The sequence below is a fragment of the Mesorhizobium sp. M1C.F.Ca.ET.210.01.1.1 genome, from assembly GCF_004791585.1.
Lineage (GTDB): Bacteria > Pseudomonadota > Alphaproteobacteria > Rhizobiales > Rhizobiaceae > Mesorhizobium.
This window is the reverse complement of sequence record NZ_SRUU01000016.1, coordinates 1-16,104: the sequence shown is the minus strand read 5'-3', so window position 1 is coordinate 16,104 and position 16,104 is coordinate 1. Positions and strand designations below refer to the sequence as shown.

The window sequence follows — 16,104 nt, the reverse complement described above, 5'->3', positions numbered from 1 at the left end:
CGCAATTCGGGAGGCTGGGTTCCTTAGCCGGATTCGGCGCCGGATTCTGGAAGGTCCCAGACCTCGCCGGGACGCATGGCGCGGAACCGCGCCTCCGGGACGCCTTGTGTCTCCAACGCTTCGGCCAGCCTCTGGGCCGGCTCCTCGATCGGCTCGTCGGTAAGCTGAAATGTGCCCCAATGGCAGCCGGCTGCATGGGCGGCGTTGCACAGTGTCATGCCTTGCACCGCCTCTTCGGGGTTCTGGTGCTGCGGCGCCATGAACCAGCGCGGCTCGTAGGCGCCGATCGGCAGGATGGCCAGCCGGAAGCCGCCGTGCTTTTGCGCCATCAGCCGGTAGTTTGCGCCGCCGTGGAAGCCTGTGTCGCCGGCGAAATAGACCTTGCCGCCGGGCGCCTCGATCACGAAGCCTGCCCACAGCGCCATGCGGCGGTCGCGCGCGGCGCGCGCCGACCAGTGATGCGTCGGCTCGACATGAATGACCGCGCCGTTGCCGACTTCGATCCTGTCGCCCCAGTCATGTGCCGACATTCGCATGCCGGGTACCGCGGCGCCGATGATGGCGTCGTTGCCGAGCGGCGTGAGCACCAGCGGGTCGTGGCTATCCTTCAACCGCTTGAGCGTGATGAGGTCGAGATGGTCGTAGTGGTTGTGGCTGAGCAGAACCAGGTCGATCGCCGGCAGGTCGCGGAAGGCAATGCCAGGCGGATTGATCCGCTTCGGCCCGGCGAAGGCGAGGGGCGAGGCGCGTTCCGACCAGACCGGATCGGTCAGGATGTTCAGCGCGGCGGTCTGGATGAGCAGCGAGGCATGGCCGACCATGGTCAGCCGAAGTGCTGTGCCTTCGATCCGCTGCTCCGGCTTCGCTTGCGGATAGGGACTTGGCCAGGCCGCCGGCCATTTCGAGCGCCCGCCGCCCAATTGCCATCTAAGAAGATCGGCGAAGCGCCCCGGCGGCTTGCCGTCGGGATTGAAAAAGAGGGTGCCGTCGAAATGGTCGCTGGGCGGGCCGCTGTAATAGCGGTTGGCTGGCTTCTTTCTTGCGGCCATCGTTACTCCTGCCCGCTCGATCGCTTCTCCTGAGATAAGGACGCAGCCGCTTGGCGCAAGCATTTTGCTGGCGAATGCCAAGGGGCACGGGATCGCTTCGGTTAGGATCGCCTGTCGGTGCAGTGAGGGTGGTCGATTGAAAAAACGAACCGGGACACCATGGATGAAGGCCGAGGATTTCGGCCGCTCCCTGCCGCACGGGCTGGGCGTCAACCTGCTTGTGACAGACATGGCGGGGATGGTGGCGTTCTGCCGCGACGTGCTTGATGCCCAGATCATCTACGCGGACGAGGATTTCGCGGCAATCGAGCTGCTGGGCTCGATCTTCATGCTGCATGCCGACCATTCCTATCTCGACAACGCGATGAGCGGCGTCATCGCAGGCGCCGAAACGCGCGGGGCGGGCATCGAACTGCGCCTTTATGGCGCCGATCCCGATGCGGTGGAAAAAAGGGCGGCGGCTTTGGGCCACATTGTGCTTGCCGGCTCGATCGACAAGCCGCATGGCCTGCGCGAATGCTACATTGTCGGTCCGGACGGTTATGTCTTCGTGCCCAGCGCGCGGCTGCAAGCCTGAGATTTCAAGGGGTTACGGTCCAGCTTCCCGACCCGGCCCGGCTGCAGAGACGGTTTGCGATAAATTTGCAACACCGGCTCCGAAAACCCTATTTTAACCATATCGGGTTGAAATTCTGCCACCTTCGCCATCTTGGTGAAGCAGGTGTTTTTACGCGGACGGCGCCCCCACCGGATCCGACGGAGGTTGGAATGACTTTTTCGAAGACTGGCCTTTTGGCCGTATCGCTGGCCGCGCTCGTTGCGAGCGGCTGCTCGACCTCGCGCTTCTCGTCGATGGACGACCAGCAGCCGGCACCGCTCACGCCGGCGCCTTCCGGCACGGTGACGCAGAATCAGCTGCCGCCGCCGGCCGCTCCGGGCTCCACCGACCCATCGCAATTCCCGAACGCGCCGAAGAACGCGCAGGTTGCCTCGCTGCCGCCGGACGGCTCGGCGCCGGCCGGCGCCGCCGACCTGACCGCGGCCAGCGTCGCCGGTGTCTGGAACGTCAACGTTTCCGGCCAGAGCTGCAAGGTGGCGACGCCGCAGACCAAGTTCGGCGCCGGCTATCGCGCCGGTCCGCTGCACTGCCCGACCCCGATCGACGGCATCAAATCGTGGAACGTCGCCGGCAAGCAGCTCACCCTCTACGACGAGAACGGCGGTGCGTTGGCCAAGCTCTATTCGTCGGGCGGCGAAAAGTTCGACGGCCAGACTTCCAACGGCCAGCCGATCTCGCTTACAAGGTAAGGCTGGGTATGCTGATATTCAGGTGATGCCAGCCTGACCTGAATCTCAGCGCACCCTGGGCCCTCCTTAGAGCATCCTGCTCAAAGCAAACGACGTGACCTATGCATCTGCGTGACGGCCTCCAGACCCATGCGACCGTCAGGCAGCGCTACGACCATCTGGTGGAAACCGGCGGGGTCGAGCGCGACCCGGCGCAGGAGCGCGTCGTCGCCGCACTCGACCGCCTGACCGACGAGATCTCGGCAAAAAGGCTGGCGCAGAAATCCAGCGCGCTGGGCTGGCTGTTCGCGCGCAGCAAAAAGCCGCGCGAGGCGGTCAAGGGCCTCTACGTCCATGGCGGCGTCGGGCGCGGCAAGACCATGCTGATGGACATGTTCTTCGAGCTCTTGCCGGTCAGGCGCAAGCGCCGCGTCCATTTCAACGATTTCATGGCCGACGTGCAGGACCGGATCCAGAAGCACCGGGCGGCGCGCAAGAACGGCGAAGTCAAGGACGACGATCCGATTCCGCCCGTGGCGCGGGCTCTTGCTGACGAAGCCTGGGTGCTGTGCTTCGACGAGTTTTCGGTCACCGACATTGCCGATGCGATGATCCTGTCGCGGCTGTTCTCGGCGCTGTTTGCCAACGGCGTCGTCCTGGTCGCCACATCCAACGTCGCCCCGCAAGAGCTTTATCGCGACGGACTGAACCGGCAGCTCTTCCTGCCTTTCATCGGCCTGCTCGAACGCAATGCCCACGTGATGACGCTCGACGCCGAGAAGGACTACCGGCAGGAAAAGCTCAACCGCCTGCCGGTCTATGTCACGCCGGCCGACACGGCGGCCGACCGCGCGCTCGACGAAGCCTGGGAGGCGATTGCCGATGGCAGGCCGACCGAGGCGGCGGTCTTGACGCTGAAAGGGCGCCAGCTCGTCGTGCCGCGCGCGGCCGGCGATGCGGCGCGTTTCTCGTTCGCCGATCTCTGCGAAAAGCCGCTCGGCGCGCGCGATTACCTGGCGCTCGCCAACCGCTTCTCGACCATCTTCATCGACCATGTGCCGGTGCTCGGCGAAGGCAGGCGCAACGAGGCCAAGCGCTTCATCCTTCTGATCGACACGCTCTACGACCACCGCATGCGGCTGGTGATGAGCGCCGCGGCGCAGCCTGAAGGGCTCTATACCGCCAAGCGCGGTACGGAAGTGTTCGAGTTCGAGCGCACCGCCTCGCGGCTGGTCGAAATGCAGAGTCACGACTGGCTGGAAGCCTGGGCGGAACGGCGAAAAGTCGAGGCGGCGCCGGTGGAGGCGCGGCAGGCGCAGGGATAGCGTCCCCACCTTCGTCATCGTGAAGCGCGTCGCGATCTTTCGGATTCGCTCCATGCGCTTTAGGTTTTGATTTTGCGCATGTCTTTGTGCCGAACCGCTTTCGGGAGACATGCTCCAGGGTCGAAGCAAAGGGCGTGCCGGCTACTCCCGCATGAAGATCGCCACCTTCAACATCAACAACATCAACAGCCGGCTGGAAAACCTGCTCGCCTGGCTGGCGCGCGCAAAGCCCGATGTCGTCTGCCTGCAGGAGCTGAAGGCGCGCGACACGCAGTTTCCGCTGACCAGGCTCGCCAAGGTCGGCTATGGCGCGGTGTGGAAGGGCGAGCCGACCTGGAACGGCGTCGCCATACTCGCGCGCGGCGCCGAGCCTGTGCTCACCCGCGAGGCGCTGCCCGGCGACGACGCCGACCGCCAGGCGCGCTACATCGAGGCGGCGGTCGACGGCGTCGTCATTGCCTGCCTCTATGCGCCGAACGGCAATCCGCAGCCGGGGCCGAAATTCGACTACAAGCTCGCCTGGCACGAGCGTTTTGCGGCACATGCCGGCGCGCTTCTCGACACCGGCCTGCCGGTGGTGCTGGCCGGCGATTACAACATCGTGCCCGAGCCGCGCGACATCTACCGAACCCGCTCCTATGACGACAACGCGCTGGTGCAGCCTGAGAGCCGCGCCGCCTTTGCGGCGCTGATCGAGCAGGGCTGGACCGATGTGCTGCGAAAAGTCTTTCCGAAGGAGGAGAAGCTCTACACCTTCTGGGACTACCGCCGGAACCGCTGGCCGCGCGACGCGGGTCTCAGGCTCGACCATATCCTGTTGTCGAAGAAGCTGGCGCGGAAGTTGAAAGGGGCGGGCATCGACCGCGATGTGCGGGGAGGGGACAATCCCAGCGACCACGCGCCGGTGTGGGTGGAGGTAGGGTAAGGGGGGCGTGCTCGAAGAAATTCCGAACTTGGCGATCCTTCGCGCCCCCCTTTGTCCTGCCGGCGTCTCCACGTTCGATGCCAGCATCTGGCAAGTAGTGGCTGTGCAGCAACGACCTCTCACATTAGCTTTTGCAGGACTTTGAAGGGGGATTACAGACTTCATGCATTTCATCTTGCACATTTTTGTCCAGCCATCTTGCAATCGCCATGGCTGACGCCCTCGTCCTGTTCATCTCCGCCCTCGTCGTGGCCGGCGCCGTTGCCCTCATCGCACTCGCGCTGCGCCGGCGGCGCAAGCGCCGCCGGGCGCGCGGCAGCGCCGATCCGGCCGGCGACTATGCGCCCCGCACCGCTTGGGGTCCGACATCCGGCAAGCTCAATTTCTCGTCCTTCGTCTTCATGGATGTCGACGGCGACGGAACCTATGGTCTGACCGATCGCGCGATGGCCGGCATCGCGGTGCGGCTGTTCGACGAGTATGGCCGCTTCCTCGCCTCGGCGCGGACCAATCCTGCCGGCTTTGCCAATTTCACAATGGCGTTGAGGCGTCGGCGGGCGGCGATCCGCGCGCCCGGAACCTACAGGTTTTCGGTTTCCGTGCCGCCCGGCTGGCGCGCCAGCGGCGCCAACGAGAACCAGCTTGTGCGCATTGTGGAGGCGTCGGGCTCGCTCGTGGGCCTGGCCGGGGAGGGCCTGCCAAGGCCGGTCGGCCTCACGCCTCGACGCATGGTGAGCGGCAGGGTGCCGGCCGCGGCCGCGGCAAGGCTGTCGGTCATGGGCAAGGGGCAGGTGCTCGAAAGTCACGCGCTCGGCGCGGCCTTCCGCTTTCCTCTGGCCGAGGAAGCCGACGAGGTCGTCGTTGCCGGCGGCGGGCTTGACCGCCGCCTCGCGCTCACGGCCTATCCGGCCGAGCTCGGCCTGCTTGCGCAGGGGGCGCTTGAGCCCGATGCGGTGCTCGTCACCATCGGCTTCGACGATGTCACCACGCGCGGCCTGTGCAAGATCCCGTCGGGCCATGCCGGGCTCGACTGGTACAATCTCAACGCCATGTCGCGCGACCACACCAAGAACAGCGAGGGCTATGTCAACGGCAACGTCTCGGGCGCCTACATCGCCTATACCAGCAGCGGCCATCAGGCCGAGTTCGGCCGTGCCAAGCCCTTCGGCTTCCATTCGGTGATGCTGACCGCCGCCTGGCGGGGTTCAGAGGGGGAGACCGCGCTGGTCGAAAGCTGGCTGGGCGACGAACTGGTCGCGCGCGACGAGATCACGTTGTCGGCGCTGGCGCCGGTTCACTACGCCCCGATGCTGAAGGCGGTGACGCGTGTGCGCCTGTCGACGAAACACCATTGGCAGATGGTGCTCGACGATCTGGTGCTGGCGCCTTGATGGATGTCGACGGCTTTGGGAACCACATGTGTCAAGCAAAGCCTAAAGCGCCTTGCCTGAATGCCACGCGCCTGCGCGCTCAGATCGTGACGAGGGAGCCGCCGCCGTTGGCCGTGACCGCCGAAAGCCTACCCGTCTTGACCAGGGTCGGCTTCTCATAGGTTTTCTTCATGGCACGTTCCCCGTATTCGTGAAATCGAGACGAACTGCCGACCAGCCTGACGATATAGGCCGTTTCACCAGTTCTCAAAAACCATAGACCAGTCTTGACCGGCACTGCCGCCAGACGGTTCTAACTGTCCCGATCAGCTCGGTGGCGGGAGGATGATAACGGAACCGCCATTGGTGACAGCCGTCACCGCCGACAGCCTGTCCTTCTTGACCAAGGCCGGCTTCTCATAGGTCTTCTTCATGACTGAATTCCCCCTTCAGCCTTTCAGGCCGATATCACGATAAGCAACCGTGTTGTCGGCCTCACAACAAAAGTCAAAACCGGATCGAGCCGATCCGGCTGCTCGATCACTGCGGCAGCGGAGTCGAAGCGGTCGCCACGATGGTCGAGAGCTTCCCTTTACGAACGAAAGTCGGTTTTTCGTAAATTTTTTTCATGAATGGATTCCCCTTTGAAAGGTCAATCTGTCCACTGACGCCAGGCGACAGGGCCCAGTGGATCAGCTTTGGGATCAACCCGGGATAGGCGTTGAAGCAACCGCCGTGACCGTCGAAAGCTTGCCTTTGCGGACAAGGACCGGCTTCTCGTAAATCTTCTTCACGCCAATGCTCTCCTGAAAATCCCCGCCGGATAATGTCATAAGGGCGTTTCCTGTCAACTAACGCGGGTGGTTGAGCTTTTTATTCTTGGGGAGTGTGGCTTTCTGCTCACGCGGCCGGCACTTATGGCGCGAAAGACATCGACGCCGCGGGCTTGGGCAAGGGGATATTGGTCCGCTGGCTGAATAAAGTCGAAATCCGGCCGCCAGCCGGATTGAAGCAGGCATGCAGATTTTATCTTTCCTCGTGTGATGTCTTGCACTTAGCCTGGCAAGGAAGCTCGGCTAGGATGGGCCGATGCGCCTTCCGCCGCCGGGCGGAAAGGGACGGGGGCTAGATGAACAGATCGACCGACAGGCTGCTGGCGCTGGCGATGCTCGTCGTCGGCGTGGCCTGCTTCGCCAAGCTCTATCTGGCGCTGGGCGGCAAGCCCGCCGCCACGACGGGCGCCGGGATCTTCGGCGCCGCAGGCATGCTATCGATTCTCGCCGGGCTTTTGTTCCTCACAGGCCTGCTGCCGGCGGCGGCCAGGCATGACCCGGCGGTCCCGCTGTTCGGCCGCGACGCCAGGGTCGTGCCGGCCGGACGTCCCAGGCTCCGCCGCATCGCGCTTGCCGTGCCGCTGCTCGCCCTGCTCGCGATCGTCGCCGACCAGTTCGGTCCGCGGCATGGGCCGGCACGCGAGCCGGCGGCCAGGGATGTCGCCGCCGCTCCAGCCGAACCGTCCGTCCCGGCGCCGGACCCAATGGCTCCCGCGCCCGAGGCGGCCAAGCCGGTCTCGCCGGCGCAGGAAATAGCGGCGAAGCCGCCCGCCGAGCTCGTGGCCGCGCCCGCACAACCCTCGCAGCCGGTGGAGCCGGCTGAGCCTGCCGCTCCGGCGCAGCCTTCGGCGCCGCCAGCCGAGCAGACCGCCTTGGCGCCAGACACGCCGCCCGAGACGGTTGCACCGCCACAGCTCGCACCCCCGGCGCTGCCGACCGCGCCTGAAGGCCACCGCGACGCCGTCGTCTGGCTGGCGGTATCGGCCGACGGCCGCGAGATTATTAGCGCCAGCACCGACCGCGTCATCAAGCTCTGGGACCTTGACGGCCAAAGGCTGATCCGCGACCTCGGCGTCCACAAGGACATGGCGCGCACCGCGCTCTTCATGCCGGACGGCAAGACCGCCCTGACTGCCGGCGACGACGGCGAGATCGTCTTGCGCCAATTGTCCGACGGCGCGGTGCTGCACGTCTTTTCGTCGGCTCTGAACGGCGGCGTCAACAAGCTGGCGATCTCCCCTGACGGCAAGCGCGCCGTCAGCGCGCATGACAGTACCGGCAAGGTCATCGTCTGGAATATCGAGAGAGGCGCCGCGCTGCATGTGTCGACCGGGTACGGCTGGCCGGTCAGCGCCGTCGCCGTCTCGCCCGACGGCACGCGCGCCATCTCAGGCAGCATCGACGGCGAACTGAAGCTCTGGGACATCGTTTCGGGCAAGCTGCTGCGCAGCTGGCACGGCCACGACCGCGGCGCCTATGGCGCGCTCTTCACCGCCGATGGCCGCCACGCGGTGACCGGCAGCGGCGACTACACGATCAAGCTCTGGGACCTCGACAGCTTCACGGAGGTGCGCCGCTTCGACGGCCACTCTGACACCGTCTACGCTTTGGCGCTGTCTTCCGACGGCAAGCGGCTGGGCTCCGTCTCGCTCGACGGCACCGCGCGGATCTGGAACATGAACACCGGCGCCGAGATCGCCGAGTTCGACCCCGGCACCGGCCCGATCTACTCGGTGGCGTTTGCCGCCGACGGCACGCTGCTCACCGGCGGCATCGACCGCACCATCCGCGACTGGCCGGCGGGTGGAGGGGATGGGGTGGTGCTGTTCGCGGGCGCGCCGGAATAGCGTGACATCCGCGCCGCGGATATTATAGAACAGACAGTCTTGCGTTATTGATTGCTGTTGATTTTCAAGTGGGTTGGTAATCTTGAGCGATTTCGAATGGCCGCCTAAGTCACAAACGGCAACCTATAGTCCGCGCAAGCCGCGTCCCGGGCCAGCCCTGTGCCTTGCCTTGGTGGTGCTGGCCGGTTTCCTGCTGTTTGGGCCGGTCCTGAATTACTACCAGCAGTGGTCGCTATCGAAGAAAATACAGGCGGCGTATCTCGCCAAGGATTACGCCGGGGAGTTTCGTCAGCTGACAGTGCTGGCGAACATGGGCAACCTGGACGCACAAGGTTATCTCGGCGGGATGTACTGGCGCGGCGAAGGAACGGCACAAAACGACGAGCAGGCGGTCCATTGGTGGCGCAAGTCCGCCGACGGCGGCAATGCGGAGGCCGAAGCCGCGCTCAGCCAAGCCTATTCGCTGGGCAGGGGCGTTAAAAAGGACAATGATCTCGCCGTCAGCCTGGCGCGCAAGGCGGCTGATAAGAACAATGCAAATGGCGAGTATCAGCTTGGCGTCTTCTATTCGCTGGGTCAGGGACTGACCAAGAGCGATGAGCAGGCACTCTATTGGTGGCGCAAGGCGCTCGACGCGGGAAGCGTGGAGGCCGCGTACAGCCTCGGTCAGGTTTACTTTAACGGCCTGGGTGTCAAAAAAGACGACAAGATGGGGGTGATGTGGACCCGCAGGGCGGCTGACAAGGGGCATCCGGAAGCCGCCTATGTTCTCAGCAAGGCCTACAAGTTCGGTTTGGGTCTCGAGAAGGACAGCCAACTCGCCGCGGTATGGGCTCGCAAGGCCTCGGATCAGGGGAATGCGAACGGCCAATATATGCTCGGCAATCTCTACCATGAGGGTGACGGGCTGGCGCAGGACGAGCGGCTGGCGGTTCAATGGTGGACAAAGTCGGCGACCAGCGGTGTTTCCCAGGCGCAATCGGCGGTGGCCTATGCTTATGCGACGGGCAAAGGTGTGGCCAGGAACGACGAAGAAGCGGCATCCTGGTGGCTCAAGGCAGCCAATCAGGGCGACGCCGGCGCTCAGTCAAACCTCGGCAACGTCTATTCGCAAGGCCTTGGCGTGACCAAAAATGATGCCACTGCAGCGCAGTGGTGGCTGAAGGCTGCCAATCAGGGCGATGCCCGCGCGCAGTCGAATCTTGGCGTTGCTTATTCAAAAGGTATCGGCCTAGCTAAAAGTGACGCAGACGCGCTGCTATGGTGGAAAAAGGCCGCTGGACAGGGCGATGTTCGAGGTCAGTTGGGCGCCGCCTATGCCTACGCCAATGGCAGAGGTACAGCCAGGGACGGCAAGGCCGCGGAGTTCTGGTGGTTGGCGGCGGCCAAGACTGGCAGCGTCGATGCCGAGTTCGGCCTTGGCACGCTCTACTATTTCGGAATTGACGGCACGCCGAATTACCCGGAAGCGGCCAAATGGTTCTTGAAGGCGGCGGAACACGGCAACGCCCAAGCCAAGACCTATATCGAGCTCATGAAACAAAACGGCCTGCTCGACAGCAAGACGCTGTGAGCCTGTCGCCGTGATTGGCGAAAGGCGGCGTCCAGCCAATCTCCCCCTTGCGGGCGAGATGCCCAGTGGGGCAGAGGGGGGGTGCCGGAGCGAGACTTTCGATCGCCGCGGCCATAGCAATGCGAAGGCCAATCATGCCCACCCTCCACCTCGTAGAAGCCTCGATCGCCGATCTGCGCAGCGCGCTTGAGGACGGCACCGTCACCAGCGTCGAGCTTACCGCCACGTATCTGCGGCGCATCGCCCATTACGACCGCCACGGCGTCGCGCTCAACGCCGTGCCCATCCTCAATCCCAGGATGTTCGAGGAAGCGGCTACCTCCGACCGGCGCCGCCGCGAGGGCAAGGCGCTTGGGCCGCTCGACGGCATCCCTTACACCGCCAAGGACAGCTACAAGGTGAAAGGCCTGACGGTCGCCGCCGGCTCGCCCGCGTTCGAGCGTCTCACCGCTACCGACGACGCCTTCACCATCGCCCGGCTGCGCGCCGCGGGCGCGGTGCTGATCGGCCTCACCAACATGCCGCCCATGGCCAATGGCGGCATGCAGCGCGGCGTCTATGGCCGCGCCGAGAGCCCTTACAACAAGGACTTTCTCACCGCCGCCTTCGGCTCCGGCTCGTCGAACGGCTCGGGCACGGCGACGGCCGCTTCCTTCGCCGCCTTCGGGCTCGGCGAGGAGACCTGGTCGTCCGGCCGCGCGCCGGCTTCCAACAACGCGCTCGCCGCCTACACGCCCTCGCGCGGTGTGATCTCAGTGCGTGGCAACTGGCCGCTGGTGCCGACCATGGATGTGGTGGTGCCGCACACGCGCACCATCCCCGACATGCTGGAACTGCTCGACGTGATCGTCGCCGACGATGAAGAGACGCGCGGCGATTTCTGGCGCGTGCAGCCATGGGTTTCGATCCCGAAGGCTTCCGCGCTCAGGCCGCCGAGCTACACCGGGCTGGCGCTGGAGGGTTCGCTTAGGGGCAAGCGGCTCGGCGTGCCGAAGATGTATATCGGCAAGGATGAAGGCGCCGATCGACCGATCGAGACCCGCGCCTCGGTGCTCGATCTCTGGCGGCAGGCGGCGCGCGACCTGGAAGCGCTCGGCGCCGAGGTGGTCGAGGTCGATTTCCCCGTCGTCTCCAACTACGAGCGCGACCGGCCGGGCGCTCTGTCGATGGTCGATCGCGGGCTGGTGCCGCAGGAGTTTGCAAGCCGAGAGATCTGGGACCTTTCGATCTGGTCCTGGGACGATTTTTTGCGCGCCAACGCCGACCCGGCGTTGCCCGATCTGGCCTCGGTCGACGGCCCAAAGATCTTCCCGCAACCGCCGGGCGCGCTGCCCGACCGCTATGGCGACGACGGTTTTGATCTCGCGAAGTATGTCGAGCGGGCGAAGCAGGGCGTGACGCCATTCGAGCGCATCCCGACGATGGAAGCCGGCCTCGAGGGGCTGGAGACAACGCGCCCCGTGGATTTCGAGGATTGGCTGGACGCCCGAGGGCTCGACGCCGTGGTGCTGCCGGCGGTGGCCGATGTCGGCCCCGCCGATGCCGACGTCAACGAAGCCTCCGCCGATCTCGCTTGGCGCAACGGCACCTGGGTCGCCAATGGCAATCTCGTCTGGCGTCATCTCGGCATCCCGACGGTGACCGTGCCGATGGGCACCATGGCCGATATCGGCATGCCGGTGGGGCTCACCTTCGCCGGTAAGGCCTATGATGATGTCGCACTGCTGACGATGGCCGGCGACTACGAGCGCACCACAAAGCGCCGCACCGTTCCGCCGCGCACGCCGGCGCTGGCGGACGATGTGTTTGCGGAGGGCAGGGGGCCGGGCAAGCCTGGCGATGCGCCGCTTGCGCTGACGCTGAGCGCCGAGACGATCCACGCCGGCGACACCGACGAGATCGCGATTGCGCTGGAGCTCGAGGTGGGCGGCGACCCACAAGCGGCTATCCTCAAAGTCCACGTCAACGGCGAGCCGGTCATCATGCTGGCGGACGGCAATCGCCACACCGCGCGGGTCGTCGTGCCGGCCTCGACGCATCAAGGCTTCCACAGCGTCTGGCGCGGTGCGTATGGCTCGATCGTCACGGCCATCGTGCGGCTGCCAGATGGGCGCTGTGCCGGGGCGTATCTTGTGACGGGCGGGATTGAGTAGCGCCCCTCCTTCTCCCCTTGTGGGAGAAGGTGGCCGAGCGAAGCTCGGACGGATGAGGGGGGTTGGCCGGATCGCTGTTTTAAAGAACTAAGCGCTTAGTTTCGCTCGGTGTTTTCGCGCCTCATTCCTTCCAGCACCCCTCATCCGTCTCGGTGCTGCGCGCCGATCCACCTTCTCCCGCAAGGGGAGAAGGGGAGGTCGCGCTATCCCATCCAATCCGCCGCCAGCGCTATCACCCCGAACATCGCACCCGCTGCGCATACCGTCGGCCACCCGCCCCACGCCCACGCGACCCCCGCCAGCAGCGAGCCAACCGCCCCGCCGATGAAGAAGATCCCGACGAACAGCCCGTTGATCCGGCCGCGCGCTTTCGGCTGCAGCAGGTTGACGGCGCGGCGGCCGAGCGTCTGGTCGCCGGTGACGCCGATGTCGAGCAGCACGGCGCTGGCGCCCATCAGCACCAGCGGCAGCCACGAGTCGCCAGCATTCGCTCCGCCCGCCCAGGCGGCAAGTCCGAGCGCCGCGATGAGGCCGAGATGGCACAGCATCGTCGCCGGCCGTGTCCAGCCACGGTCGCCGGCGCGGCCGAACAGCGGCGTCACCGCGGCGCCCCCGGCGCCGACCAGCGCGAAGAGTGCGATGCCGGGCTGGCCAAGCTCGAAGGGTGGCGCGGCGAGCCTGAGCGCGACCGCCGTCCAGAACACGCTGAACGCGGCCATCGCCAGGCTTGCCGTGAAGGCGCGGCGGCGTAGAACCGGCTCCTGTCGCAAAAGCTCCAACAACGAGGCGATGAGCGCCGCGTAGCTCGCATGCGCCAGCGGCCGCCGCCTCGGCAGCGTGAGGCCGAGCAGGATGGCGAGTAGCGCGAGTGCCGCGGCGCTTAATGCGTAGAAGGCCCGCCAGCCGAAGGCGTCGGCGACGAGGCTGGCGAGCGGCCGCGAAAGCAGGATGCCGGCCATCAGACCGCTCATCACGTCGCCGATGACGCGCCCGTCCTGTCCGGGCGGCGCCATGGAAGCCGCGACCGGCACCAGCACCTGGATGCAGGAGCAGGCGGCCCCCAGCATGAACAGTACGGCGAGCAACGAGGCGGCGGAGGGCGCGAAGGCAGCCACGGCGGCGGCGAGCGCCGCCGCGACGAGCATGCGCAGCACCAGCACGCGGTTCTCGACGAGGTCCGACAGCGGCACCAGGAAGAACAGCCCGGCGGCATAGCCGAGCAGCGTTGCCATCGAGACGAGGCCACTTTCGGACGCCGCCGCGCCCAGCGACGGACCGATCAGCCCAACCAGCGTCTGCGGCGCGAACAGGTTGGTGACGATGATGCCGACCGAGGCGGCGAACAGCAGCGTCTGCGGCCTGGTGATGATTTCGGCTGGCCGGTCGGCCAGTTGCGCATTGCCGTGCATGAATGATCCTCGCTGTCCGCATATCCGGCGAGGACTTTATTGCGAACGATCATAATGCTACAATTGAATTGATCTGATAATGATTATGCGAGTTACGCATGAACATTCACGACCTCGAAGCCTTCGTCGCCGTCGTCGAGACCGGCTCCATCGTTGGCGCCTCGGCAAGGCTGAACCTCACCCAGCCCGGCGTCACCCGCCGCATCCAGAACCTGGAAGAGCGGCTGGCGACGCCCTTGCTCGACCACCAGTCGAAGCCGCTGAAGCCGACCGCTTCCGGGAGGGAGGCCTATGAGCACGGCCGCCGGGTGCTGCGCTCGCTGGAAGACCTGAAGGCCGGCGTCTCGCCGGCCGGCGAGGTGAAGGGGGAATTCCGCCTCGGCATCATGCCTTACCTCTCGACCAGCGCGCTGTCGGATCCGCTCGACAGCTTGCGCGCCGCCTTCCCGCAACTGACGCTGAAGATCACCTCCAGCCTGTCGCCGCGCCTGGTGGAGCAGGTGCTGCACAGCGAGATCGACGCGGTCGCCGTCTGCATCGCCGACGGTGTCGCGCCGCCGCCGGAGCTCGTCCGTGACGATCTCGGCGCGCAGTCGGTGCTTTTGGTGGCCTCGCCAAGCCTCGGCGTGCCGAAGCCGGCCGAGCTTACGGATTTGTCGCGCTACTCCTGGGTGCTCAACGAGACCGGCTGCGGCTTTCGCGCCTTCATCCGCCATCGCTTCGAGGTGGCGCGGCTGCCTTTCCACGTCGGCGTCGAGGCGCAGGGGGCCGATCTTCGCATGTCGCTGGTGGCGCGCGGCCACGGCATCGGCGTCGTCACCCCCGGCGCGCTGTCAGGCAGCCCGTGGCGCGAAGCGGTCGAGGTGGTCGATTGCCCCGGCTTCAAGCCACAGGTGCGCTGCTGGCTGCTCCACCGCCCGCCGGCCGGAAGGCTGGCGCGGCCGATCGCGGTGTTCCGCGACGCGTTGGCGGAGGCGCTGAAAGGACCGATGCCGCTGATGTCGTAGGGCGGGGGCAGGGGGACGCCTGACGATACTGCTCTCATGACGGCAACGAAGCGAGCCACGCGTCCCAACATTTCTGCTGCATTCGAGGGAAGGTGGGCGCCACATCGTGACCGTCGGCGAAAATATTGACCAAATCGGTCTTTTGCGGTGGCTGCCCCATCTTCACCTTGCAGGCAATCAGTCCGCGACTCATCTCGATCACTGTCCCCTCTGGAAAGACATAGCCGCTAGCGCCGTAGCAGAAGGGCAGCAACCCATCGATTTCAAGTTGCTGGCGAATCCGGAACAGCGCTTCGAAGTAGTCGTCCTCTTCAGCCTCGATGACCTTTCCTCGGTATTTGCAGGTGAGCCCGCATCTTGCGCCTACGTCGCGAAGCTCAAACGTCGCTTGCTCATCTCCGCCCGTGCCTCCTCCGATCAGGAATACGGTGTATTGTTCATTCATCGTCGTTGCCCCAACCTCTCAGTTGATATTAGTTGCGACGCCACCAGATTTCAACCCTGGATTGTTTATTGACTCGAGGATGGCGCTTCCGGCGGCGTCTTGTTCTTGACCCGTCCCCCGCCTCCGCTATCTTCGCCGCCATGCCAGACACCGCTCCCTCCGCCACCGCTCCGCTCATCGTCATCGACCTGCAGACCGGCATGTTCGACGGCCGTTTCGATCCGCCGATCCATGACGCCGACACAATCGCCGGGCGCGCTCGAAAACTGATCGACTGGGCGCGCCGTACCGGCCGCAAGGTGGCCTTCATCCGCCACGACGGGCCGGCGGGCGATCCGCTGGCGCCGGGTGCTTCCGGCTGGCCGGTGTGGCCGCAGCTCGGCCAGGCGGCCGGCGAGCCGACCTTCGGCAAGAGCGTCGGCAACGCTTTTTCCAACACCGCCCTTGGCGAATGGGTGGCGGGGCAGGGCGCCAAGGACGTCGTGCTGATCGGCGCCCAGACCGATTTCTGCGTCGCCGCTACGGTCAAAGGCGCCTTTACCGAAGGGCTCGGCGTCACCGTGGTTTCCGACGCGCATTCGACGCTGGATAGCGACAAGGAAAAGGCACCCGACATCATCGCTCGTTACAACGCGGCCTTCGCCGAGCAAGGCGTACGGATGACGACGACGGCGGCGTTGGTTGAGGACTGAGGCGCGAACGCCGCATTCCTTCGCGCCCCCCTCTGTCCTGCCGGACATCTCCCCCACGAGGGCAGGGCTATCGCATATGGGTCAGCGCCTGGATGAGGTAGTCGTCATTCCAGGCACATTTCTTAATGCGGTGGCTGATGGGGACTTTGTCAGCATCGGCGGCCTGAAGGATGTTTTTGGCGATGCGGT

General features: G+C 65.4%; 17 protein-coding genes. 10 read left to right on the top strand and 7 right to left on the bottom strand.

Features of this window, described 5'->3' with window-relative positions; translation table 11 throughout:
* Positions 1-23: 23 nt before the first annotated feature.
* Positions 24-1,049, bottom strand: a complete 1,026-nt coding sequence (locus EN853_RS18705; RefSeq protein WP_127859662.1) for an MBL fold metallo-hydrolase — start codon at positions 1,047-1,049, stop codon at positions 24-26.
* A gap of 163 nt (positions 1,050-1,212) precedes the next feature.
* On the opposite strand from EN853_RS18705, the gene EN853_RS18700 reads away from it, so the two are divergent.
* The 5 genes from EN853_RS18700 to EN853_RS18680 all read left to right on the top strand — a co-directional run bounded on the left by EN853_RS18700 (position 1,213) and on the right by EN853_RS18680 (position 5,977).
* A complete protein-coding gene (locus EN853_RS18700) occupies positions 1,213-1,626 on the top strand; it encodes a hypothetical protein (RefSeq protein ID WP_127859661.1) in 414 nt (137 codons plus the stop codon).
* Between the two features lie 191 nt (positions 1,627-1,817).
* Entirely contained in the window at positions 1,818-2,357 is a 540-nt protein-coding gene (locus tag EN853_RS18695) for a protease inhibitor Inh/omp19 family protein (protein WP_127859660.1), read from the top strand.
* Between the two features lie 101 nt (positions 2,358-2,458).
* Complete coding sequence (gene zapE, locus EN853_RS18690; protein ID WP_127859659.1) at positions 2,459-3,661, top strand: cell division protein ZapE; 1,203 nt, start codon at positions 2,459-2,461, stop codon at positions 3,659-3,661.
* 151 nt (positions 3,662-3,812) lie between these two features.
* Positions 3,813-4,586: an exodeoxyribonuclease III gene (locus EN853_RS18685; RefSeq protein ID WP_127859786.1), complete on the top strand. Its 774-nt coding sequence runs from the start codon at positions 3,813-3,815 to the stop codon at positions 4,584-4,586.
* 209 nt (positions 4,587-4,795) lie between these two features.
* Entirely contained in the window at positions 4,796-5,977 is a 1,182-nt protein-coding gene (locus EN853_RS18680) for a hypothetical protein (RefSeq protein WP_127859658.1), read from the top strand.
* Between the two features lie 79 nt (positions 5,978-6,056).
* Here EN853_RS18680 and EN853_RS18675 read toward each other — a convergent pair whose 3' ends face one another.
* From EN853_RS18675 to EN853_RS35120, 4 genes are all read right to left on the bottom strand, one after another.
* Complete coding sequence (locus tag EN853_RS18675) at positions 6,057-6,149, bottom strand: lasso RiPP family leader peptide-containing protein (RefSeq protein ID WP_127859657.1); 93 nt, start codon at positions 6,147-6,149, stop codon at positions 6,057-6,059.
* 133 nt (positions 6,150-6,282) lie between these two features.
* Entirely contained in the window at positions 6,283-6,390 is a 108-nt protein-coding gene (locus EN853_RS18670) for a putative RiPP precursor (protein ID WP_127859656.1), read from the bottom strand.
* 106 nt (positions 6,391-6,496) lie between these two features.
* Positions 6,497-6,586, bottom strand: coding sequence for a putative RiPP precursor (locus EN853_RS18665; RefSeq protein ID WP_127859655.1), 90 nt, complete (start codon positions 6,584-6,586; stop codon positions 6,497-6,499).
* A gap of 74 nt (positions 6,587-6,660) precedes the next feature.
* Entirely contained in the window at positions 6,661-6,789 is a 129-nt protein-coding gene (locus EN853_RS35120; RefSeq protein ID WP_281061505.1) for a hypothetical protein, read from the bottom strand.
* Between the two features lie 296 nt (positions 6,790-7,085).
* Here EN853_RS35120 and EN853_RS18655 point away from each other — a divergent pair, with 296 nt between their 5' ends.
* From EN853_RS18655 to EN853_RS18645, 3 genes are all read left to right on the top strand, one after another.
* The gene (locus EN853_RS18655; RefSeq protein ID WP_127859654.1) at positions 7,086-8,636 is read left to right on the top strand and encodes a WD40 repeat domain-containing protein; all 1,551 of its coding nucleotides are present in this window, start codon (positions 7,086-7,088) and stop codon (positions 8,634-8,636) included.
* An 82-nt stretch (positions 8,637-8,718) separates the two neighbouring features.
* Positions 8,719-10,209, top strand: a complete 1,491-nt coding sequence (locus tag EN853_RS18650; RefSeq protein ID WP_127859653.1) for an SEL1-like repeat protein — start codon at positions 8,719-8,721, stop codon at positions 10,207-10,209.
* 134 nt (positions 10,210-10,343) lie between these two features.
* Complete coding sequence (locus EN853_RS18645; RefSeq protein WP_127859652.1) at positions 10,344-12,362, top strand: amidase; 2,019 nt, start codon at positions 10,344-10,346, stop codon at positions 12,360-12,362.
* 203 nt (positions 12,363-12,565) lie between these two features.
* On the opposite strand, the gene EN853_RS18640 is transcribed toward EN853_RS18645, so the two are convergent.
* On the bottom strand, positions 12,566-13,771 hold the full coding sequence (locus tag EN853_RS18640) for an MFS transporter (RefSeq protein ID WP_127859651.1): 1,206 nt from the start codon (positions 13,769-13,771) through the stop codon (positions 12,566-12,568).
* A 98-nt stretch (positions 13,772-13,869) separates the two neighbouring features.
* Here EN853_RS18640 and EN853_RS18635 point away from each other — a divergent pair, with 98 nt between their 5' ends.
* Positions 13,870-14,778 (top strand): LysR family transcriptional regulator, encoded by a 909-nt coding sequence (locus EN853_RS18635; protein WP_127859650.1) that lies wholly within the window; start codon positions 13,870-13,872, stop codon positions 14,776-14,778.
* 34 nt (positions 14,779-14,812) lie between these two features.
* Here the strand turns inward: EN853_RS18635 and EN853_RS18630 are convergent, their stop codons facing one another.
* The gene (locus EN853_RS18630; protein ID WP_127859649.1) at positions 14,813-15,223 is read right to left on the bottom strand and encodes a hypothetical protein; all 411 of its coding nucleotides are present in this window, start codon (positions 15,221-15,223) and stop codon (positions 14,813-14,815) included.
* Positions 15,224-15,363: 140 nt separating this feature from the next.
* Here EN853_RS18630 and EN853_RS18625 point away from each other — a divergent pair, with 140 nt between their 5' ends.
* A complete protein-coding gene (locus EN853_RS18625) occupies positions 15,364-15,915 on the top strand; it encodes an isochorismatase family protein (RefSeq protein ID WP_127859648.1) in 552 nt (183 codons plus the stop codon).
* The last annotated feature ends 189 nt before the right edge of the window (positions 15,916-16,104 follow it).